The organism is uncultured Psychrobacillus sp., from assembly GCF_938022135.1.
Taxonomy (GTDB): domain Bacteria; phylum Bacillota; class Bacilli; order Bacillales_A; family Planococcaceae; genus Psychrobacillus.
Genome location: NZ_CALIED010000036.1, coordinates 1 through 21,642, shown reverse-complemented (window position 1 = coordinate 21,642; position 21,642 = coordinate 1). Strand labels below are relative to the sequence as shown.

Sequence of the window (21,642 nt, the reverse complement as noted above, 5' to 3'; positions counted from 1 at the left end):
GGAGAAGCGATGGAAAGACATTTTAAAGTTACCGCTACAGAGGGTATACATGCAAGACCAGCAGCTATACTAGTTTCAGCGATAAAACCATTTATTTCAGCGGTTGAGCTGAAATATAATGGCCAATCTGCAAACTTACGATCCATACTTTCTGTGATGACTCTTTGCGTTCCAGTACACGCAATGATTACGATTGTTGCCGAGGGAGACGATTCCAAAGAGCTGTTGGATAAATTATCTGAAGTGATATTTTCACAAGGAATTGGTGAAGGATGCGAGAACTAGAGGGAATTGGCGCTTCAAGTGGATTGGCTATTGCTCCTGCATATTGTTTAATTGAGCCCAATCTCATCTTTGACCCAAAGGAAGTCCAGAATACTGAGATTGAAATGGAACGATTGAAACAGAGCATCTCTAATACTAAGAAACAGTTAAAGCTTATATATGATTCTACCAAGCAATATATGGGGGAACAGAAGGCAACCATTATTGCTGCTCAGGAATTAGTGTTAGAAGATCCTGCCTGGTTAACTGCAATTTCAGATCAAATCAAACAAGGCAACAATGCAGAGATGGCCCTAACTAAAGTTGCCGATGTATATGCAACGACATTCGCTGAAATGGAAAATGACTATATGAAAGAGCGGGTAGCTGACATTCGAGATGTGGCCAAACGTATGCTGTCCAATTTGTTAGGCGTAAATTTACCCGACCTTAGTTTAATTCAATCAGAGGTAATACTAGTTGCAGATGATTTAGTTCCCTCTCTTACAATCCAATTGAATAAGCAATATATAAAAGGAATTGTCACGAACATTGGTGGAAAAACCTCTCATTCGGCTATATTGGCGCGTTCACTTGATATTCCAGCGGTAGTCGGTACAAAAAAGGGAACATTAGATATAAAGCATGGTATCCCTCTCATAGTAGATGGAGAAATGGGAAGAGTAATTATTGATCCTGTAGATGATATAAAAAGGTTTTATTTGAATAAACAAAAGGTATTAGTAGAAGGAGGCAAGTCTTTAAGTCATTACCTTTCTGTTCCTAGCACTACTGCCGATGGTCATACCGTTCATATCGTTGGAAATATCGGTAATACTCATGATATAGATGCCGTACTCGCTCATGGAGGAGAGGGTATTGGTTTATTTCGTACAGAATTTCTCTATATGAACAGAAGTGAGCTGCCAACTGAAGAGGAACAATTTGATGTCTACCGAACAGTGTTGTTAAAAATGCAGAATAAGCCTACTGTTGTTCGTACAATGGATATTGGTGGAGATAAGGGTTTATCATATTTAGGTCTTCCTAAAGAGAGTAACCCGTTTCTAGGGTATCGGGCAATTCGTATCAGTCTTGATAGACAGCACATTTTTCGGACACAGCTACGTGCGCTATTAAAGGCTAGTATTCACGGTAATTTAAAAATTATGTTTCCGATGATTTCAATACTTGAGGAGTTTCGACTTGCCAAATCTATTCTGTTAGAAGAAAAACAAAAGCTTTTAAATGCAGGAATTCCTGTCTCAGAGAAAATTGAGATAGGCATGATGGTGGAAACGCCTGCTGCTGCAATGATTGCCGACTTTTTTGTACAGGAAGCTGATTTTTTTTCCATTGGCACAAATGATTTAATACAGTATATGTTTGCAGCTGATCGCATGAACGAGCAGGTTTCCTATCTATATCAGCCCTACCATCCTGCTATTTTAAGAGCAATTCAGATTGTGGTAGAAGCAGCACATAAGAATGGCAAATGGGTTGGGATTTGTGGAGAGATGGCAGGAGACCAAATAGCTATCCCGCTTTTATTAGGACTTGGAATAGATGAGTTCTCGATGAATCCTTCTGCTATTTTAAGGGCTAGATCTCAAATTACTAAATTAAACAAAGAAGAATTAAGCGAACACCTTAAGCACATATTAACGTTGGCTACCGACAAAGAAGTATCACAATATGTAAAAGAATATCTTCTGTGATCTTACTTCTTTCTTTTTGCTAGTAAATGTGTAATGATGAAATATCAAGTGAAAGTAAAAAGGGTACTTGAATAGAACTTTGTTAGGAGGAGATTGGAATGGAAGAAAATACTGGAAAAGTAGAAATTGGCGACATTTTTACTGTAATTGATGAAAACGATGAAGAACAGGATATTGAGGTTTTAGGTTTACTAGAAGTCGAAGGTGAAACCTATGCAGCTGTTGGCTTTGCTGATGAAATTCAAAAAGAAACAGAGGAAGATTTCGATGTGTTCTTTTTACGTATAGAAGGCGAAGATGAACTAGCTAATATCGAAAGTGATGAAGAATTTGATAAAGTATCTGCTGCTTTTATGGCTGCAGAAGCTGAATAACATAGAAAATTATCTAAGGCTATAATCTACCTTAGAATCGAAAAGCACGAGAAATTTTACCAACCGTAAAATTTCTCGTGCTTTTTTAGCTGATTCATAGTTATGGTATGTATAAAATATCGGGGGACGGAGATTATAAAGGAGAGAAAGGATGATTCAATGTGGAAGATTATAAATTTGCAGAGTTAGATCAAGAACAGTTGCAGGAATTGCACGAGTTAGAAGAAAAACTAGGTGTGACTTTAATTGCCTATAATGCTTACTTTAGTGATCCAAGTATTACCACAGATCATTCGGCGACTATTTAAATAGGAAAACCAAAATGACAATCTCTCTTATAGATGGTTGTCATTTTGGTATTAAGGTTTCATAATTCCTATTTTCAGGTGAAAATGAATAGAAAGTAGTGATTGTTTTATAAGGGTAAGTTAGGGATGATTTGACATACGCTTTTGGGTGCGGTTGCGGTGTTTTATTTCTCTCACTAATCTCAAAGTATGTCTCTGCCTGCCGAGTCAATTAAAAAATAAGTATTAAAGGAGCAATCCCTTTATAGGGAATTGCTCCTTTCTCTAGGTTTTTGTAGAAAAATAGAATCTCTTTTTAAAACTAAGTCAATCTTTGCAAAATAAGCGATGCATTTACGTTTGTTTCATTACCACCGTCTTCGATTGATAGGAAAATTGGAAGATCAGATGAATGGTTTCTTACAGTAATAACATTTCCTGCATTTAAGAACACGATTGCTTGCCCATTATTTTGTTGAGTACCAGCGCGTGTACCGTAAAGTGTTTCCGGTAGTGGAGTTTCATTAACGAATATTGCAAATTGGTTATTCTCGATTCCTGTAACGGAATAGGTGATTAGATAATATCCTGTATTACCTATAGTCACAGTTGCTGTACCTGGTGCATGAGTAATGTCACCAACTATAGGTCCATTAGTATCGAAAGTTACTGAACCTCCAACAGGTACTGTTTGTGTAGATCTATTGTATACATGTGCAAATTCAGTAATAGCTGGTGTTCCATCTGCACCCGTAGCCCCAGTAGCTCCGGCCACACCGGTAGCTCCAGTAGCTCCAGTAGCGCCAGTAGCGCCAGTAGCCCCGGTAGCCCCAGTAGCCCCCGTGGCTCCAGTAGCCCCAGTAGCCCCAGTAGCGCCAGTAGCCCCAGTAGCCCCAGTAGCCCCAGTAGCGCCAGTAGCCCCAGTAGCCCCAGTAGCGCCAGTAGCCCCAGTAGCCCCAGTAGCCCCAGTAGCGCCAGTAGCCCCAGTAGCTCCAGTAGCTCCAGTAGCTCCAGTTACACCCGTAGCTCCAGATACCCCGGTAGCCCCAGTAGCCCCAGTAGCTCCAGTAGCTCCAGTTACACCCGTAGCCCCAGTTACACCCGTAGCTCCAGATACCCCGGTAGCCCCAGTAGCCCCAGTAGCCCCAGTAGGTCCAACAGGTCCTCCTGCAGGTCCCGTAGGCCCAGTAGGTCCAGTAGGACAATTTCTACATTTATTACAATCATCATTTCTGCTAAAGTAATTATTTAAATCCATTGTTTCACCTCCTCTCTGTCACATCCTATTCGTTGAAAATAGATTGGAGGAGGTCAAAGGACTACTTGTCTAATTAAATTTCAAAAAAAAGCCACTTTTTTTGAGGAAAGTGGCTTTAAATAGGTAAAATGATTAATATACTAGGTTCTATTCTTCTAGACTATCTTTCAATATTTGCTCAAAGTATTTTTTATTACCTATTATTCGTTCATCGGTAGGTCTATATTTTCTTGCTTCCTCGTTATGAGAGTGAGCAATTCTATGTTCTTGAATTCGATCATAAAGAACGCAAAGTTGCAGGTGAGGTAACCAGGTAGAGAAATTAGTGTTTTGGAAACTGAGTAACTCTTTATTCTTATAGTTAAGAGCTTTCTTATACCAATAAATAGCCTCATGATTTTTATTTTGTTCCATAAAATGGTATCCTATTCTGCAACAAGCCTCTGGGCGTGGTATATCATAGGAAAGAGTTCTTAGCGTTGATAATAATGTTTGATGATGGTTGCCTAATTCATAGTAGCAGTCAGCAAGCTTGAAGCATGCTCTTATATTATCTTCAATCCATCCCTGATTGGACTGTAGAAATAATTCATAGTAAGTAATTGCATCATCATACTTAGCATGATCCATTAATTCGTTTGCAAAATAAAACGTATCACGTGGAGTTAATTGTTTGCCGTCATCTATCATTTTTTGGTAGATACTTAAATTTCTATTGGAATCATGACTCAAAGGCAGATGACTCACTGCAACATCACTATCTAAAAGGTTACCTTCTACTGCTAAATATTCGTGGACCTGACCTATCCATTTAAATTGCTTTTTTCTATTAACAAGTCTATACCTACGTAATAGATAGGTTACATTCCCATTTTCATCGAAGGCTAAATGGTACTTCATAGAAATAGCGTCATAGGAATGATCAAGAGACGTTTTTAGTTGTTTTAGCTTATTTCGATCGTCCTCTGTAAAAACATCATCTGCATCTAGCCACAATATATATTCTTTGGTTGCTTGCTCAAAAGAATAATTTCGAGCCGCAGCAAAATCATCTATCCACTTAAAATCAAATATGCGATTTGTATATTGTTTAACTATTTCTTTTGTTTGATCAGTTGAGCCAGTATCGACTATATTAATTTCATCAACTATGTCTTTAACTGATGCAAGACATCTCCCAATAACTTCTTCTTCATTTTTTACTATCATACATAAACTTATAGTAATCATATTCAATCCCCCTTTGCTCCTTATATTTATATGTAAAATGTAAGTCGCCGGTTCTTTTATATCGCATACATATGTATGCATGTTTTTGGTATAATAGAAAGAAAATTCGGTAAAAGGATGATGCATGAATGGAATGTACTATCGAATTCGCTAGAAAGCTTGATCAAGAGGATGATATAAATCATTATCGTCAAGAGTTCTATATCCCAGCAAATACTATATACATGGACGGCAATTCGCTAGGACTTTTATCTAGACGAGCTGAATTAGCCGTTTTAAATTTATTGGATTCATGGAAAAATTTTGGAATTGATGGTTGGACAAAAGGTGAGCATCCCTGGTTTCATCTTTCTGAAAAGCTTGGGGAAATGTGTGCCCCATTGATAGGAGCTATGCCAGAGGAAGTAATAATTACAGGTTCCACGACAACTAATCTACATCAGTTAATCGCTACCTTTTATAAGCCTCAAGGCAAGAAAACGAAAATTGTAGTAGATGAACTGAACTTCCCATCTGATCTGTATGCTGTTAGCAGTCAGCTATCCTTACATGCGAAATCACCAGAAGAGGATATTGTAATGGTGAAGGGGAAGGATGGGCTTTTACTCGAGGAAGATATAATAGAAGCAATGACTGAAGAAGTAGCCATGATTGTATTACCTAGTGTTCTATATAGAAGTGGCCAAATTTTAAATATAAAAAAGCTGACAGATGAAGCACATAAAAGAGATATTTTAATTGGCTTTGACCTTTGCCACTCGATTGGTGCAATTCCTCATTCTTTAGATGAATGGGGAGTGGATTTTGCGTTTTGGTGTACTTATAAGCATTTAAATGGAGGTCCGGGATCTGTAGGTGGTCTTTATACAAATCAAAAGCATCTTGGCAAGAGGCCAGGACTTGCAGGCTGGTTTGGCTCTCAAAAAGAGAAGCAATTTGATTTAGAAATCTTCATGACACCTGCTGGCCAAGCTGGTTCTTTTCAAATAGGAACCCCTCATATATTAAGTGCTGCCCCTTTGTTAGGCTCTCTCGAAATGTTTGGGGAGGTGGGCATACACAAAATAAGGTCAAAGTCAAAGCAACTAACAGAATTTATGAGAATTCTAATAGAGAACGAGCTAAGTAACTTTGAATTTACAATTATTACACCAAGTGAAAGAGAACAAAGAGGTGGTCATCTGTTTCTAATGCATAAGGAGGCAGCAAGAATATGCAAAGCGTTAAAATCTAGGAATATAATTCCTGATTACCGCCCTCCTAATGGTATACGCTTGGCACCTGTAGCTCTATATAACACGTTTGAAGAGGTTTGGAAAACTGTAAATATATTAAAAGAAATTATGGAAAAGAAGGAATACTCCCAATATGATAATGAAAGAGAAGTAATAGCCTAGAAAGGGGAAAGCTTTTGTCTAATCCAATTGCTAATTCTGAAGAGAGAGAATCTAACGAAAACGGGATTCATACGAATTTTGTACAGGATATGACCTATGGAGATTACCTTAAACTGGATACCATTTTAGCTAGTCAAAATACGTTATCTACTCATCACGATGAGATGCTTTTTATAATTATTCATCAAGTGAATGAATTATGGATGAAGCTTATTCTTCACGAATTGACTAGTGCTATTCAAGCTATTCAAGAGGATCATTTACAAACAGCATTTAAAATGTTAGCGAGAGTAACAAAAATACAATCACAGTTAATTCAAGCCTGGGATGTATTGTCTACTTTAACTCCTGCAGAATATTTAGAGTTTAGAGATCATTTAGGGAAGTCATCCGGTTTTCAGTCTTATCAATATCGTAAAATTGAGTTTGCTCTAGGGTACAAAACAGCCCATATATTAAAAATTTACGAAAAGGATACGGCACTACACGAAGAGCTGAAGTTGGCGTTTGAATCACCAAGTATTTATGATGTGTCCATTGACTGTTTGGCTAGAAGAGGATTTCCTATTAATCCTGATTTATTGAAAAGGGATTACTCAATCACATATTCCGGTGACGACAGTGTCGCTGAGGCGTGGAAGACAGTATACAAAAATGTTGATCAGCATTGGGAGCTTTATCAGCTGGCAGAAAAGTTAATAGACATTGAGGATTGGCTACAACAGTGGAGATTCCGTCACATGAAAACAGTGGAACGAATTATTGGCTTTAAAGTAGGGACAGGGGGCTCCTCTGGAGTAAATTATTTACGAAAGGTTCTAGATCATCGTTTTTTTCCAGAGTTATGGGATTTGCGAACTAATCTATAGGGGTGAGGGAATATGTCTAATAGGTGGATAGATATTACGCTACCATTATCTAAAGAAATTGCGGTTTGGCCAGGAGACACACCATTTAGCTTTGAAGTGGTGCATACTAAGCAACAAACAGGTTCCGTGAATATAGGACAGATTACAGCAAGTGTGCATACCGGAACTCATGCAGATGCACCATTTCACTTTAATAATAGTGCCGATACGATAGAAAAGTTAAATATTAATAATTATATTGGAACAGCTAAAGTCGTTGATGTAACAGGCTTGGACTTGATTGGTCGTGAGGAATTAGAAGGCTTTCATTTAGATGGTACAAAACGATTGTTATTGAAAACGAAAAAAGTGACGAATGTTGAACAGTTTCCTAGCTCCATACCTTTGTTAAGAGAGAATATAGGTGAGTTTTTACAAGAAAAGGGGATATTTTTATTGGGCTTGGATATTCCTTCTGTAGATGATATTGAAAGTAAGGAACTTCCGATACACCATACTTTATATCAGCATGGAGTAAATATTATCGAAAACCTATACTTGCAAGATGTTGCGGAAGGGGAGTATGAGTTAATCGCGTTGCCCTTAAAAATAGTTGGAGCAGATGGAAGTCCGGTCAGAGCTGTTCTAAGAGCACTTTAAATCTTAGATCAGAGAGTAGAATTGATTTCCGCCCCAGCCGGACGCTTTCCTCGGGGTGAGCGATAAGCCATCACCCATCGCTTACGCGCGTGGTTGTGATGTCTTATCTGTCTCACTCATCCCGTAGGAGTCGCCGTCTGGCGCTCCAATCAATAAATAGGAACCTCTTTGATGCATCGATAAATTGCTTATAAATTTACTCGCTTAAACAAAGCCGAAAAACTGTCACCAACCCCAATTTCATAATTTATTTGTCATTTGAAGGTCACTTATATAATGTTTACAGTCTATATATAAAAAGAATTGTTAGTCAAAATCAACCTATAACTTTAACAAAGCTTTTTAAAATAACACCAAAAATTACTATAGCGGCTGCCTCCTATTAGATTAAATTTGACAATCCTGTAAACGTTCCTTCAAAATCATCCTGGAGAGTGAGAGAAATCATACTATATCCTTTTATACATGTTTATACTTAAGATAACATGGTATGTATGAAGCACAGGAGGAGTGATTACTTTGAAAAAGGTAGTTGTCGTAGGTGGGGGAATAACAGGACTTTCAGTCATGCATTATTTGCACCAGCTCAAAAATGAAAAATCCTTACAATTTGAAATGACCTTGATCGAATCAAATGAATACTTAGGAGGCAAGATTCATTCCGTACATAAGGATGACTTTATTATGGAGGTAGGCGCAGATTCTATAGTCGCGCGTCATGAATCAGTATTACCTTTAGTGGAGGAGCTAGGATTAGGGGATGAGCTAGTATATAATGCAACAGGAATTTCTTATTTATATACGAATAATGAACTGCATGCCATTCCAGCTGATTCTGTGTTTGGGATTCCTACAAGTGTAGAATCGCTTGAAAGTAGTACCCTTGTGTCAGATGAAGGGAAAGAGGAAGCCTTAAAGGATTTAGATATGCCGAACGAAGGGTTTACGAAGGAAAGCTCTATTGGCTCTTTTTTAAAGCATTTTTTAGGGGAGGAGCTTGTGGAGAAACAGGTTGCTCCTGTTCTTTCTGGCGTATATTCCGGAGACTTGGACAAGCTGACTATGGAAACAACGTTGCCCTATTTGGTCGATTATAAAAATCAATACGGTAGTATTATCAAAGGACTTGGGGCTAACAAGGAACAATTTCAAAAATCTGCTAATAAGAAGTTTATTTCCTTTAAGGATGGCTTGTCTACACTAATTGACGGTATAGAAAAAGAGCTTATAGACTCTACTATTATTAAAGGCGCTTATGTCACTAATATAGAGCAAAAGGATAGTATGTATTATGTGTCATTATCGGATCATCAAGTAGTAGAAGCAGATTATGTTATTTTAGCAACACCTCATGACGTAGCACAAAAAGTACTGAAGCATAAGGAATTAGATACTGACTTCAATAAACTTAAAAATTCGTCTCTCATTAGTATTTATCTTGGTTTTGATATACCTGACGAGAAGCTACCTGCAGAGGGTACGGGTTATATTGTATCGGAAAACTCAGATGTGAAATGTAATGCTTGTACATGGACTAGCCGTAAATGGACGCATACTTCAAAAAACAGTAAGTTATTGGTTCGTATGTTTTATAAGAGTACAAACCCAGAATTTACACAGATGAAGCATATGACTGAGGAAGAACTAATTGAGGTTGCGATGAAGGATATAAGAAATAGTCTTAAGCTAGATGGCGTTCCTCAGGTAGTTGAGGTAACAAAATGGAACGATATGATGCCAAATTATCATTTGCAGCATGCAGAAGCGATCAAATCCCTTGAGAAAAAAATGAATGACCTATTCCCTCAAATCATATTGGCTGGCTGCTCATATTATGGAGTAGGGATTGGACCTTGTATCAAAAATGGTAAAGAAACAGCGGAACGAATTATAGATAATATAAAGTAATGCAAGACAATATTACAGAGGACATCCCAAGGAAGAAAATCTTTGGGATGTCCTTTTCTGTCTTTCTGCTCAAGTGAATGGGTCTATTGTTTGGATCAAGCGAGTAACTAAGCGAGTAACTAAGCGAGTAACTAAATCATACATATAGAAAGTATGAGGTTAGGTTTGTTATAAAAAAACAGTAAGGAGCACAAATTATGCCTACAAGCTGGTATCAAGCGATCCCTGAAATAGTGAACTTAGTAGTAAAAGACGCTCCAGGATCGATTTTAGATATAGGTGTTGGATTTGGGAAATATGGATTATTACTAAGGGAAGTTTTTGATATCCCTTATGAACGTTATGAAAAGGATTCCTGGCATCTTCAATTGGATGGTATAGAAGGTTTTAAGGAATATAATAATCCAGTACATGACTATGTATATAATAATATTTATTATGGGAATATTTTCGAGGTGCTTCCTACTTTAACGAAGAGATATGACACTCTCTTATTGATAGATGTACTGGAGCATTTCGATAAAAAAGACGGGTTGCGACTAATAGACGATTTATTAAAAATCACGAATAAATCTATTATTATATCGACCCCGCTATATCCGGCAGTGCAAGGGGAATACTTAGGGAATGATCTAGAAACCCATAAAAGTCGGTGGAACATCATTGACTTCATTGATTATGATTTTAGATATAGTCTGGTAAAAATTCATGATAATGGCGCAAGTTTATTTAAAATATATCCGTCCCCTCGGAAGAAATCTTCTTCTTTAAAAGACCATTTAAAGATTGGTTATCTTTTACCTCACCAGGGCTTAACTGGAGGAGTAAAGATGCTGTTATCACAAATGGAAATGCTTCGCAAAAAAGGGCACCACATAACTGCGTTTTTAAGAGGTAATTTGGAACAGGAGAAGGTCATCCCTTATTGGTCAGATCTTGAGGTGGATAAGGAGGTTATTATCCCTTATGGTGTACCAACAAATAGCTATGTAGAGGAGTGCGACATAGTTGTCGTAGGATGGGTATATCAAATGGCGGAGCTACAGGATGTATCGCCTGCAGTTTTCTATTGGGAACAAGGGCATGAGTGGTTATTTGGCGATATCCCCGGTAGTAATTATGAAGAAATAAGAAATACTTTACAAAATTGCTATAAAACGGGATTGCCTGTTGTAAGTGTATCTAACTGTATTGCTCATATATTGAAAACTAAATATGGCTTAGATACCGAGATTATTCCTAATGGGATAGATACTGAAGTTTATAGACCGATAAGCAAGATAGAAGTTAATGAAATACCAACTATTCTATTAGTCGGCAACCCAAATCATGGATTTAAAGCATTTGGCGATGCGATAAGTACATTGGATTTGTTATGGAATAAAGGTTATAAGTTTAAGGTGAAATGGGTATGTCAATCGCATCCTGGTTACACTACGAATTTTCCTATGGAATTAATTGTCCATCCTCCTCAAGACGTTTTAGTGCAAAGCTACCAAGAAGCTGATCTCTTTTTATTTACCTCGCTTTACGAAGGCTTTGGAATGCCTCCTTTAGAAGCAATGGCTTGTGGGTTGCCTGTAGTAACAACAGATTGTGGAGGAGTAAGGGAGTTTGTGATTGATGGCTATAATTGCTTATTGGCGGATCCTGGAGATACTCATCAATTAGCAGGGCATTTGGAGAAACTTCTGAATGATATGGAACTAAGGAAAATGTTAGCCGAAAATGGAAGGCAAACTGCATTAAGCTTTCGATACGAGCATGTAGTAGATCAAATAGAGGAATATATGAAGAAAATTATATAGGATATAAACCAAATTATTTAAACTAATCTTCTTACATCTTCTAAACATTTGTTCTTAACTGAAGTGCCCAAATAAAAGTTTAAAAAACGAGGATGATTGTGATTTTTCATAATCACCCTCGTATTTACATAGGTCAATATTGATTTAGAGAAAATAGATTTAACGTACAACTTCTGTGCCACTCTTCACTCTTTTTAGCTGGACAACTATTATTATGCTTATAATTACTAGAAGAAACCAAGAACTAATCTTTCCAATATGAACGATGGACCATACTTGCTCTTGGTTAGGATATTGCCAAGCTCCTAAAAAAGTAGTTATGTTCTCAGCAACGCAAATAAAGAAACCAATTAATAAGAAGGATAGAATAATAGGCATTTTATAAATCTTTTCATTTACACGAAAACTGACGATAGTCCGGAAGAATATGAGGAATAAGAGTGCCTTTAAAATCCAGCGTATATCGTAAAAGTAATGGTGTGTAAAAAAGTTCATATATATTAAAGCACCTATCAGCACTGCAAAGATGGATGCGGGCCATCGATAAATATGCAGGTCAAATCTTCGCCATGCCTGACAAATGTAGCTTGCTACACTTGCATACATAAATCCGCTATAAAGCGGGACACCAAAAATTTTACTGTGTGCACCCTCTGGATAAGCCCATGAACCCATATGTACTTTATATAGTTCTAATGCTAAGCCAATCACATGAAATAAACAAATAACCTTAAATTCATCCCAAGTTTCTAATTTAGATGCTAGCATAAAGACCTGGCCAAGAATACAAATAATGAGGATGAAGTCATAGCGAGGCAAATAAGGTATAGAAAATATCTTGGAAAGCGCTAAAGCTCCAAAAATAATTACAGGAAAAATGCATGAAATGGCTTGCAGGTAACCAAAATAAATAAAGTTCTTCACGTCATGGTTTACCTCCTAACTGATGGTCTTTTTGATTTAAACAAATACATATAAAAGGGGACGAATAGAAAAAGAAGAAGTTTCTGAACTTAGATAGTCTATAAGGACTATTGGTTTCGATAAATGTTTAGAAAATATTCCTACCTTAATTACGCTTAATAGGATATAATATTCCTCGTGAATCAGAGATATATTAAATGTCCGTAATAAGGGGTAAATTTAACGAAGGAGAATGTATGTGAACGCTGAAAATAGTACGGTTGATAGAAGAGTGAGAAGAACAAAGAAAATATTCAAGTCTCATTTTATAGAATTGGTGAAAGAAAAAGGCTATAAAAACGTTACCGTTACGGATGTAGTAGAAAGAGCAGACTACAATCGAAGTACGTTTTATATATATTATAAAGATAAAGAGGATCTTGCGGAGGAGCTAGTGCTAGAAACTTTAAAGGATTTAGAATATGCCTTTCACAGTCCCTTTTTAGGCACTGAAGTTGTAGATTATCGCAAAATTATTTCTACATCAAATGCTTTCTTCAAACATTTATATGATCATAGAAGTGTTTATAGTCTTTTATATGTAAAAGATTCAATCCCTGGCTTTCAAGAGTGTTTTTTAAATAAATTCAAGGAAATATTCTACGGAATAACCTATCTAAATGAGTCCAATGAAGTCATTGGGATTAAACACTTCAATACTTATAAAATGTATGGGTCATACGGAGTGATTATAGAATGGCTACAAGAGGGCTGTATAGAATCGCCAGAAGAAATTGCAGATACACTTTTAGAAATCTTTAAAACTTCAGAAAGTGCCTTTAAGCTAGATAAACCTTCTAATAGAAATTGAGATGCTAGGAAAACAAAACTTCCCATAGGCAATTTATAAGAAAAAGCACTTCTGTTCTCCTTGAACAGAAAGTGCCTTTTTTTATCGGTTTTTAACCTCACACTTAATAAATCTCACAAAAAGAGTGGGCTAGTATTTACAGCTACTAGCCCACTTTCTTGTAAATATATATTATATTTGTTTTTCTTTTTCAGAGTCTACAAGTTTTTTATCATCTTTTTCTTCATCATTGATAATATCTCTCGTAGAAGTTTTAAATTCTTTTAAGGTTTGACCTACCGCTTTACCTAGTTGAGGTAGTTTGGAAGGACCAAAGATTACTAGAGCAATAATTAAAACTAGTATTAGACCCGGGATACCTATATTTGGCATATTGTTTCCTCCTTGTCTGTAATTTGAATGACCGTGCACGTTTACTATAACATATCATTACAGAAAAATGGTCTTCCCTAGCTTAGATTCGTTGACTAATCTATATAGAGATTACACTAATTCTTTTTCTTTTTTTGCTGCTACTAATTGTCCGCCACCATTTTTTAGATATTTAATCATACCTTCTGTTGCTCTGTAAGTAAGGGCAGCAGCTGTTGGTGTTGGATTAGTTGGTCCAAAGTGAGGGAAAGCAGATGCTCCACATACAAATAAGTTTTCTGCGTCCCACATTTGAAGATAATTATTTACTGCAGACGTTTCAGGATTCTCACCCATAATTGCTCCACCAGCATCATGTTGGAATGTGAATCTTCCACCGAAATGTTCTGCCATTGGGATTACGTCTATTATGTCAGCACCCATTTCTTTTACTACCTCGGCACATTTTTCTACAAGGAATTCATTACGCTTATGGTCTTCTGCTGTATAGTCGAATGTAACACGGATCAATGGATCTCCATTATCATCTTTATATACAGGATCTAAATCTAAATAATGTTCTTTATGCGGTAAGATAGCTCTTTGTGAAACAACACTTACATTTCTATGGTAGTAATGTAATGAGTTTTTCTTGAATTCTTTACCCCAAGTTGGTGTTCCAAAAGGAGCTGGATTGTTCGCAATTGGTTCGTTTCCAAATAAGTGCATCTCTACTTGACCACCATGGATAAAATCGACATCATTATGATCGAAGTTATCGGCATTGAAATCGTTAAACGCTGAACCTAATGAACCTGTTCCAATGAAACTATTGAATTTTTCTTTTTCAAAGTAACCGATTGCTCCTGTAATTGTATGATGATCTGTGTAGTTTTTTCCGATTACGCCAGTACCTGTTTTAGGATCATAAGGTTGTCCTATTCCTGATAAAAGAAGTAGACGAACGTTATTAAATGTATAGCTTGTTAAAGCAACGATATCAGCTGGTTGCTCAAATACTTCACCAGTTCTAATATCTTTGTACAACACGCCTGTTGCTTTTCCATTTTCATATAGTACACGAGTAACTAAAGAGTGAGTGCGTAATTCAAAGTTACCTGTCTTCTTAGCTGTAGGGATTACAGTAACAATCGGATCTGCTTTAGCCCCGTATTCACAACCATAGTTACCACAGAATGCGCAATATTGACAAGCGTTTAGTTGTTCTCCATCTGGATTTACATATGTCTCGGATACATTTGCTGTAGGAACTACAAAAGGATGGCAACCAAGCTTTTCTGCTGCTTCATGGAACATTTTCATTTGCTTAAGTTTCTTTAAAGGTGGAGTAGGGTAATCAATAGATCGTGGACCTGCCATAGGATCCACTTCCCCAGAAATACCAGCCATTTGTTCAAACTTAGAGTAGTATGGCTCTATTTCATCGTAAGTAAGACCCCAATCTTGGATAGTTACATCTTTCCCGATTTTACCTTCGCCGTACTTTTCAATTGTCTTACTGCGAATTTCAAAGTCATATGGGAAGTAACGATACGTTTGACCGCCCCAGTGAGCACCACCGCCGCCAGTACCTGTACCTACAACTAGCGCATTTTCACTGCGGACTGGAGTTGCCTCATCATTTAATGTGTTTCTGAAAGTAATTGTATCTTTATTTAGTTTTTGCATTAGTTCTTTACGTACATTGTATTTTAGTTCATCGTGTCCATGAAGATAATCTTCAATAGATCTTTCAACTCCACGTTCAAGACCAACTACTTGATAACCAGCTTTAGTCAGCTCAGCAGCAACTATTCCGCCAGTCCAACCCATACCAGTTGTTACAACATCTACTTTTGGTAATTTTGTAACCATAACTTAGTAACCTCCATTTTTAAATTGCTTAGTGTTGATGTCCACCTAGACTAACAGGTGCTATTGAAACGAATTCTTCTTCATCTAAATAGGCAGTGTAAGACATTTGAGCTCCAGGGAATTCTTTCATCTTCCAGCCAGCCATGTCTTTGTTTCCACCATATAGTGGGTCAGCAAAGCACCCTTGAAGTGTTAGAGTTCTTAAATTAGTGAAGAATACTGCAGAGTTCATGAATTGCATTTCTACCTCACCCATTTGGAATGCAGTTAAAATCGCAATTTGTTGTTCCTCTGATAAATCTTTAAATAAAGTTCCATCATGCTGTTTCTCAGAAACCTCGTTTAGCTTACGGACACCTTGAAGTATAATTTCACTGTTGTCCAAAGGAATCTCACCAGCCTTAAATGGTCCCTTGCGGTAATCATCCGCATTAGTTCCCCATGGGCTAGCTAATGCCTTGTCGATAAAATATGGTACTCCTAAAGCAATTGCTCCAGGTCCATGTTCATCCTCTGGATAGATTAGCTCAGTGGCAGCAGCTAATGCATCAAAGTCCTTTTGACGAACAAAAAACTGACGAGTCTCACTATAATCTACAGTTTTATGCGCGGTGGATGCAGTAGGTGTAGCTTCCGTCTTGCCGCCGACTAAACTACCAAGTGCACCACCTAGTACTAAACCTCCAACTGTAAGTCCAGAGTTTTTGATGAACTTCCGTCTTGAAGAACGTTTATCTAAAAAAGTTTGTTTGTTATCTTGTTCTGACATTTTTGTTAACCCCCTATTATGATTTGCTTAATGGAATATCGAATGCCAATTGTAGATTAGTAAAAAGAAGCCTGTAAAAAATAGCAAACTGGCAATAAAATAGATTTGTACTTTCTCTGCCCAGCAAAGAACAATAATAGCTAAACCAATGCCCGCACCAAGTAATGCAAACCAAGGGAAAGAACTGTTGGAGAAATGAAGAAATAGGGCAAAATCTGCTACTAGAAATAGAGCTAGTAGGATTTGATTTAATAGAACTAGTTCTTCTCTATTGTAATTAGTCATTATTATCCTCCTTTATAAGGTAAAAGTTTCTTTTGATACTATTTCATATAGAACTATGTAACGAAAGAATTTTATCAGTTTAAATTTTTATCTTCAATCATTAATAATGTGAGAATCGACTACCTACGCAACAGAATCATTAGAAGTGTCTATTTAAGAGAGTGAATTACATAATTTATTACAATAATAAATGGTGTTTGGTAATGTCTTTATCCAATTATTGTAATTAATAGGTATTGTATAAGGGGTTATGTATACCTTTTATTGCTAACCATCATTTTAATGAATACGTCTCAGGTCTTAGTTCTTTTCAATCTGCAGTCTCTTCTAAATATTTTCTTGTTAAGAGATGATAAAGGAAAAAGAAGTATTGTTCGTGGGGTGGGAAGATGGAGAAGGCAGTTTATATTATATTGAGTGACTCGGGTACGTGGTTTTCTAAGGTAATAGGATTGTATACAGGCAAAAACAAAAATCACGCATCGATTGCCTTTGATGAGCAATTGAAGGAAATGTATAGCTTTGGAAGAAAGCAACGATACAATCCTATTAACGGAGGATTTGTGCAGGAAGATGCTCGTGGTGGATTACTGTATCATGCTAATTGTTCCATTTTAAAATACAAAGTATCTTTGGATGAATATGATCGGATGCGTGACAAGGTGCTTACTTTTAAAGCAAAGCAAAAGAAGTATAAGTATAACTTGCTTGGTTTGTTTGGAATTGCTCTTCAGTTAAATATTCAAAGGGAGAATGCCTTCTTTTGTTCGCAGTTTGTTGCTACTATATTGAACGAGTCAACTATAGATATAGCTAAACCATCTTCTGTTCAGCCGCATCAATTTGCTGAATATCCTGACATCGAACTAATTTATGAAGGTAAGCTAATGCACTTTTTAGTGGAAGAATCGATTATTTTAATAGGAAAAGAGTTCGTATTATAACTCCTTCCTTTTTCCTATGCTGGAATATTTACTTATACATTTGGACAGAATGGAATAGAAGTAAAGTTAAAGCTAGGAGGATAAAAATTGGAAAAAGATCATTCTAACAACGAGACTAATCGTGAGACCGAGGATACGCTGACAAATAGACAGGGACATCCAATTACGAACAACCAAAATATAAGAACAGTTGGAAACCGTGGTCCTGCAACGCTTGAAAATTATGACTTCATAGAAAAAATAAGTCATTTTGACAGAGAGCGAATTCCAGAACGTGTAGTTCATGCACGCGGGGCTGGAGCACATGGGTATTTTGAAGCGTACGGAGCAGTTGGTAATGAAAGTATATCGAAATATACTAGAGCTAAGCTATTCCAGGAAAAAGGAAAAAGAACACCGGTTTTTGCTCGTTTTTCTTCCGTTATTCATGGAGGACATTCACCTGAAACGCTACGTGATCCTAGAGGATTTGCTGTGAAATTTTATACGGAGGATGGCAACTGGGATTTAGTAGGAAACAACTTAAAGATTTTCTTTATTCGTGATGCGATGAAATTTCCTGATATGATTCATGCATTTAAGCCAGATCCTGTTACAAATATTCAAGATGCAGAACGATTTTTTGATTTTTGTGCAAGCTCTCCGGAGTCCTTTCATATGGTTACATTCATTTATTCGCCTTGGGGAATTCCAGCGAATTATCGCATGATGCAAGGCTCAGGGGTAAATACGTATAAATGGGTAAATAAAGACGGTGAGGGAGTCCTGATCAAGTATCATTGGGAGCCTAAACAAGGAATTCGTAATTTAACTCAATCAGAAGCTGAAGAAATTCAAGCGAAGAATTTCAATCATGCTACTCAAGACTTATATGATGCTATTGAAAAGGGAGATTTCCCTGAGTGGGAGTTAAACGTTCAAATTATGAGTGATGGTGAACACCCTGAGTTAGATTTCGATCCGTTAGACGATACAAAGTTATGGCCGAATGATCAATTTCCATGGATGCCAGTTGGGAAAATGGTGTTAAATCGTAATCCTCAGGATTATTTCATGGAAGTGGAGCAAGCAGCATTTGGTACAGGGGTATTAGTAGATGGATTAGATTTCTCAGATGACAAAATGCTTCAGGGACGGACCTTCTCCTATTCTGATACTCAACGTCATCGAGTAGGAGCTAACTATTTACAGCTGCCTATTAATGCACCGAAAAAGCGTGTGGCAACCAATCAAACAGGCGGCCAAATGGCATACCGATTAGATAGAGGCCCTTTCCAAAACCCTCATATTAACTACGAGCCATCTATTTTAGATGGATTACATGAGGCTGAACAAACTGGCAAGGAATACACCCCAATGATTAAAGGAAACTTAGTTAGAGAATCGATAGATCGCCAAAGTAATACGAAGCAAGCAGGGGAAACCTATCGTAATTTTGAACAGTGGGAGAAGACAGAGCTACTGTCTAACCTAGTGAATGATCTCTCTAAGTGTGACCCAAGAATTCAGGATAAGATGATTGCTCTAGCAGAGGAAGCGGATGAAGAGTACGGAAGACTTCTTAAGGAAGGCTTAAAAAATGCACCTAAAGGTGGCTCTAGTCAACATCCACTTGGGGACGTAAATGGAGAAAAAGCTCCACAGCAAGCGGTAGAAAATAGTCATGAAGCTGATCCTTATTGATATAAAAATTTAATACTCTAATATAAACAAACGTGAAATCGTTCCTTGATTTCACGTTTTTATTTTTTCTCAGTTGGTAACTATAGAGCTACGGGGGAAATGACAAGGCCTAAGGAGATTAAGGATTTAAAAATTCAGAGAGCTTTTCTTATTTTTCTTACTTTTAAAACCTATTGTTGTACTAGGGAATAGAGTTCCTATATACTAATGATAATATAATAATTTTGTTGTTCTTAGACTTTAAATAGATTAATAATGAGGAGATGTAGGATATGTCAAAAATTTATATTATTCATGAAAATGATGAGTGGACAATTCATTTAACTAAAAGATTAGAGGAACTTAATCTGCCTTATGAAAGTTGGCATTTAGACCAAGGAATTGTAGACTTAACGGTCGAACCACCAAACGGTGTATTTTATAACCGCATGAGCGCATCTTCTCATACTAGGGGGCATAGGTATGCACCAGAATTGGCTGGAGGTATGCTTACATGGTTAGAACATCATGGAAGAACAGTGTTTAATGGAACAAAAGCATTAAGCTTGGAACTGAGTAAAATCAATCAGTATGCAGCATTAGAAGCAAGCGGTATTCGAACACCTAAAACAATAGCTGCCGTTGGTAAGGAACACATCGTTTCTGCTGCCGAGAAATTAGGGGTTGTCCCTTTTATAACCAAACATAATAGAGCAGGGAAAGGACTAGGGGTTCAATTATTCCAAACAGTCGATGCATTAAAGGAATATATTAATGGCCCAATGTTTGATGAACCTGTGGATGGCATTACATTAATTCAAGAGTATATTCAATCTCCAGAATCGTATATTACAAGAGCAGAGTTTGTCGGAGGAAAATACTTATATGCTGTTAGAGTCGATACCTCTGAGGGATTTGAACTCTGCCCGGCTGACTCGTGTCAAATTGGTGATGCCTTCTGTCCAGTGGGAGAGGAGCCAACTGTTAAACCAAAGTTTGAAATCCAAGAAGATTTAGAAGAAGGATGGATTGCAAAATATGAAGCCTTCCTTCAACAAAACAAAATAGATGTTGCAGGTATTGAATTCATACGGGATAGTAATGGTGAAGTCTACACCTATGATGTAAACACGAATACGAATTATAATGCGGACGCTGAGGAAAAGGCTGGAAAATATGGCATGCTAGAGCTTGCTAAATTTCTAGGAGCAACACTAGAAAGCTTAAAAGCATTTAACTAAGGCTATGGTTAATTTGTGAGCAACTTTTATCAAAATCAACCAATCACTTTAACATAGCTATAATTAATAAATAAAGGAGAGGCACCGTAATTTCATGCCTCTCCTTAAATAGTTATGTGATATTTTAAGAGAAATCCTCTTTTAAAATGGAGTAAATTTTCAAATCTACATGTTTCCCTTTTACTTTCATCCCTTTTCTCATAGTACCCTCATAGGACATCCCCACTTTTTCCATTACACGCGAGGAGCCGACATTCTCGACAAAGCATCTAGCCTGTATGCGTATTAAATCCATGTGGTTAAAGCCAAAATGGATTAATGCTTCGGCAGCCTCAGTAGTTAACCCTTGTCCCCAGTATTCAGGGGAAAGAACGTATCCGATTTCAGCACTATCATGTTTAATTTGCCATTGGACGAAGTCGATAGTTCCGATCAACTGACCTGTTTCCTTGTATTCAATCCCCCACGGTGCAATATCTTTTTTCTCGTACTGCTTTAGGATAAAATGAATGAATACCTTCGTGTCCTCTATTGTATTGTGCTGATCCCAAGTAACATACTTAGATACTTCTGGATCGGATCCATATGTATACATATCCTCTGCATCACCTAACGTAATTTTCCGCAGTAGGAGTCTTTCTGTTTCCAATTGTGGCAAGTCCCCGTAAATCGTTTGAATTTCCATTCCATAACCTCCTCCTTTTGTTAGTTCTTTTCATTATAATTTATTTAGCTTTGTTAAAGATATGGGTTTATTTTGACTAACCATTCTTTTTTATAGTGACTGTAAACATAAACAAAGGTACTTTCAAATGTCTGTTAAATATAAATAGATGATGAAATTGGGGTTGGTGACCATTTTGAAGCTTTGTTTATGCTAGTAAATTTTTAGCGATTAATCGATGATAAAGCTGTTCCATTTATTGATTGGAGTGCCAGACGGCGACTCCTACGGGATGAGTGAGACAGATAAGACATCACAACCACGC

21 protein-coding genes are annotated in these 21,642 nt (G+C 37.1%); 13 read left to right on the top strand and 8 right to left on the bottom strand.

Going from position 1 to position 21,642, the window contains the following annotated elements; genetic code table 11:
* Positions 1-9 precede the first annotated feature (9 nt).
* From Q0371_RS07960 to Q0371_RS07945, 4 genes are all read left to right on the top strand, one after another.
* The gene (locus tag Q0371_RS07960; RefSeq protein WP_169360521.1) at positions 10-285 is read left to right on the top strand and encodes an HPr family phosphocarrier protein; all 276 of its coding nucleotides are present in this window, start codon (positions 10-12) and stop codon (positions 283-285) included.
* Positions 273-1,982 (top strand): phosphoenolpyruvate--protein phosphotransferase, encoded by a 1,710-nt coding sequence (gene ptsP / locus Q0371_RS07955; RefSeq protein WP_298470124.1) that lies wholly within the window; start codon positions 273-275, stop codon positions 1,980-1,982. Before Q0371_RS07960 ends, ptsP begins: the two co-directional genes overlap by 13 nt.
* A gap of 98 nt (positions 1,983-2,080) precedes the next feature.
* Complete coding sequence (locus tag Q0371_RS07950; RefSeq protein WP_298470122.1) at positions 2,081-2,356, top strand: DUF1292 domain-containing protein; 276 nt, start codon at positions 2,081-2,083, stop codon at positions 2,354-2,356.
* Positions 2,357-2,517: 161 nt separating this feature from the next.
* Complete coding sequence (locus Q0371_RS07945; protein WP_298470120.1) at positions 2,518-2,664, top strand: hypothetical protein; 147 nt, start codon at positions 2,518-2,520, stop codon at positions 2,662-2,664.
* Between the two features lie 301 nt (positions 2,665-2,965).
* On the opposite strand, the gene Q0371_RS07940 is transcribed toward Q0371_RS07945, so the two are convergent.
* Both Q0371_RS07940 and Q0371_RS07935 read right to left on the bottom strand, forming a co-directional pair.
* Positions 2,966-3,901, bottom strand: a complete 936-nt coding sequence (locus tag Q0371_RS07940) for a collagen-like protein (protein ID WP_298470118.1) — start codon at positions 3,899-3,901, stop codon at positions 2,966-2,968.
* A 147-nt stretch (positions 3,902-4,048) separates the two neighbouring features.
* Entirely contained in the window at positions 4,049-5,131 is a 1,083-nt protein-coding gene (locus Q0371_RS07935) for a glycosyltransferase family 2 protein (RefSeq protein ID WP_298470116.1), read from the bottom strand.
* A gap of 128 nt (positions 5,132-5,259) precedes the next feature.
* On the opposite strand from Q0371_RS07935, the gene kynU reads away from it, so the two are divergent.
* The 5 genes from kynU (at position 5,260) to Q0371_RS07910 (ending at position 11,752) form a co-directional block, all read left to right on the top strand.
* Positions 5,260-6,528 carry a kynureninase gene (kynU, locus tag Q0371_RS07930; RefSeq protein WP_298470114.1) on the top strand — a complete coding sequence of 423 codons (1,269 nt, stop codon included), beginning with the start codon at positions 5,260-5,262 and terminating at the stop codon, positions 6,526-6,528.
* Positions 6,529-6,542: 14 nt separating this feature from the next.
* Positions 6,543-7,397: a tryptophan 2,3-dioxygenase gene (gene kynA, locus Q0371_RS07925; RefSeq protein ID WP_298470112.1), complete on the top strand. Its 855-nt coding sequence runs from the start codon at positions 6,543-6,545 to the stop codon at positions 7,395-7,397.
* 12 nt (positions 7,398-7,409) lie between these two features.
* Positions 7,410-8,036, top strand: a complete 627-nt coding sequence (gene kynB / locus Q0371_RS07920) for an arylformamidase (protein ID WP_298470110.1) — start codon at positions 7,410-7,412, stop codon at positions 8,034-8,036.
* Positions 8,037-8,555: 519 nt separating this feature from the next.
* Positions 8,556-9,944: a protoporphyrinogen oxidase gene (locus Q0371_RS07915; RefSeq protein WP_298470108.1), complete on the top strand. Its 1,389-nt coding sequence runs from the start codon at positions 8,556-8,558 to the stop codon at positions 9,942-9,944.
* 197 nt (positions 9,945-10,141) lie between these two features.
* Positions 10,142-11,752, top strand: a complete 1,611-nt coding sequence (locus Q0371_RS07910; RefSeq protein WP_298470106.1) for a glycosyltransferase — start codon at positions 10,142-10,144, stop codon at positions 11,750-11,752.
* Between the two features lie 159 nt (positions 11,753-11,911).
* On the opposite strand, the gene Q0371_RS07905 is transcribed toward Q0371_RS07910, so the two are convergent.
* Positions 11,912-12,676, bottom strand: coding sequence for a DUF817 domain-containing protein (locus tag Q0371_RS07905; protein ID WP_298470104.1), 765 nt, complete (start codon positions 12,674-12,676; stop codon positions 11,912-11,914).
* Positions 12,677-12,914: 238 nt separating this feature from the next.
* On the opposite strand from Q0371_RS07905, the gene Q0371_RS07900 reads away from it, so the two are divergent.
* Positions 12,915-13,526, top strand: coding sequence for a TetR/AcrR family transcriptional regulator (locus Q0371_RS07900; RefSeq protein ID WP_298470102.1), 612 nt, complete (start codon positions 12,915-12,917; stop codon positions 13,524-13,526).
* Between the two features lie 171 nt (positions 13,527-13,697).
* On the opposite strand, the gene Q0371_RS07895 is transcribed toward Q0371_RS07900, so the two are convergent.
* The 4 genes from Q0371_RS07895 to Q0371_RS07880 all read right to left on the bottom strand — a co-directional run bounded on the left by Q0371_RS07895 (position 13,698) and on the right by Q0371_RS07880 (position 16,806).
* Positions 13,698-13,898: a twin-arginine translocase TatA/TatE family subunit gene (locus Q0371_RS07895; protein ID WP_169360510.1), complete on the bottom strand. Its 201-nt coding sequence runs from the start codon at positions 13,896-13,898 to the stop codon at positions 13,698-13,700.
* A gap of 111 nt (positions 13,899-14,009) precedes the next feature.
* The gene (locus Q0371_RS07890) at positions 14,010-15,752 is read right to left on the bottom strand and encodes a GMC family oxidoreductase (protein ID WP_298470099.1); all 1,743 of its coding nucleotides are present in this window, start codon (positions 15,750-15,752) and stop codon (positions 14,010-14,012) included.
* Positions 15,753-15,780: 28 nt separating this feature from the next.
* Positions 15,781-16,521, bottom strand: a complete 741-nt coding sequence (locus tag Q0371_RS07885) for a gluconate 2-dehydrogenase subunit 3 family protein (RefSeq protein WP_298470096.1) — start codon at positions 16,519-16,521, stop codon at positions 15,781-15,783.
* Positions 16,522-16,548: 27 nt separating this feature from the next.
* Entirely contained in the window at positions 16,549-16,806 is a 258-nt protein-coding gene (locus Q0371_RS07880) for a hypothetical protein (protein WP_298470094.1), read from the bottom strand.
* Between the two features lie 389 nt (positions 16,807-17,195).
* Here Q0371_RS07880 and Q0371_RS07875 point away from each other — a divergent pair, with 389 nt between their 5' ends.
* The 3 genes from Q0371_RS07875 (at position 17,196) to Q0371_RS07865 (ending at position 20,653) form a co-directional block, all read left to right on the top strand.
* Positions 17,196-17,750: a hypothetical protein gene (locus Q0371_RS07875; protein WP_298470092.1), complete on the top strand. Its 555-nt coding sequence runs from the start codon at positions 17,196-17,198 to the stop codon at positions 17,748-17,750.
* An 87-nt stretch (positions 17,751-17,837) separates the two neighbouring features.
* Positions 17,838-19,433 carry a catalase gene (locus tag Q0371_RS07870; protein ID WP_169360505.1) on the top strand — a complete coding sequence of 532 codons (1,596 nt, stop codon included), beginning with the start codon at positions 17,838-17,840 and terminating at the stop codon, positions 19,431-19,433.
* Between the two features lie 272 nt (positions 19,434-19,705).
* On the top strand, positions 19,706-20,653 hold the full coding sequence (locus tag Q0371_RS07865) for an alpha-L-glutamate ligase (RefSeq protein ID WP_298470090.1): 948 nt from the start codon (positions 19,706-19,708) through the stop codon (positions 20,651-20,653).
* A 124-nt stretch (positions 20,654-20,777) separates the two neighbouring features.
* Here Q0371_RS07865 and Q0371_RS07860 read toward each other — a convergent pair whose 3' ends face one another.
* Positions 20,778-21,338, bottom strand: coding sequence for a GNAT family protein (locus tag Q0371_RS07860; protein WP_298470088.1), 561 nt, complete (start codon positions 21,336-21,338; stop codon positions 20,778-20,780).
* Between the last annotated feature and the right edge of the window lie 304 nt (positions 21,339-21,642).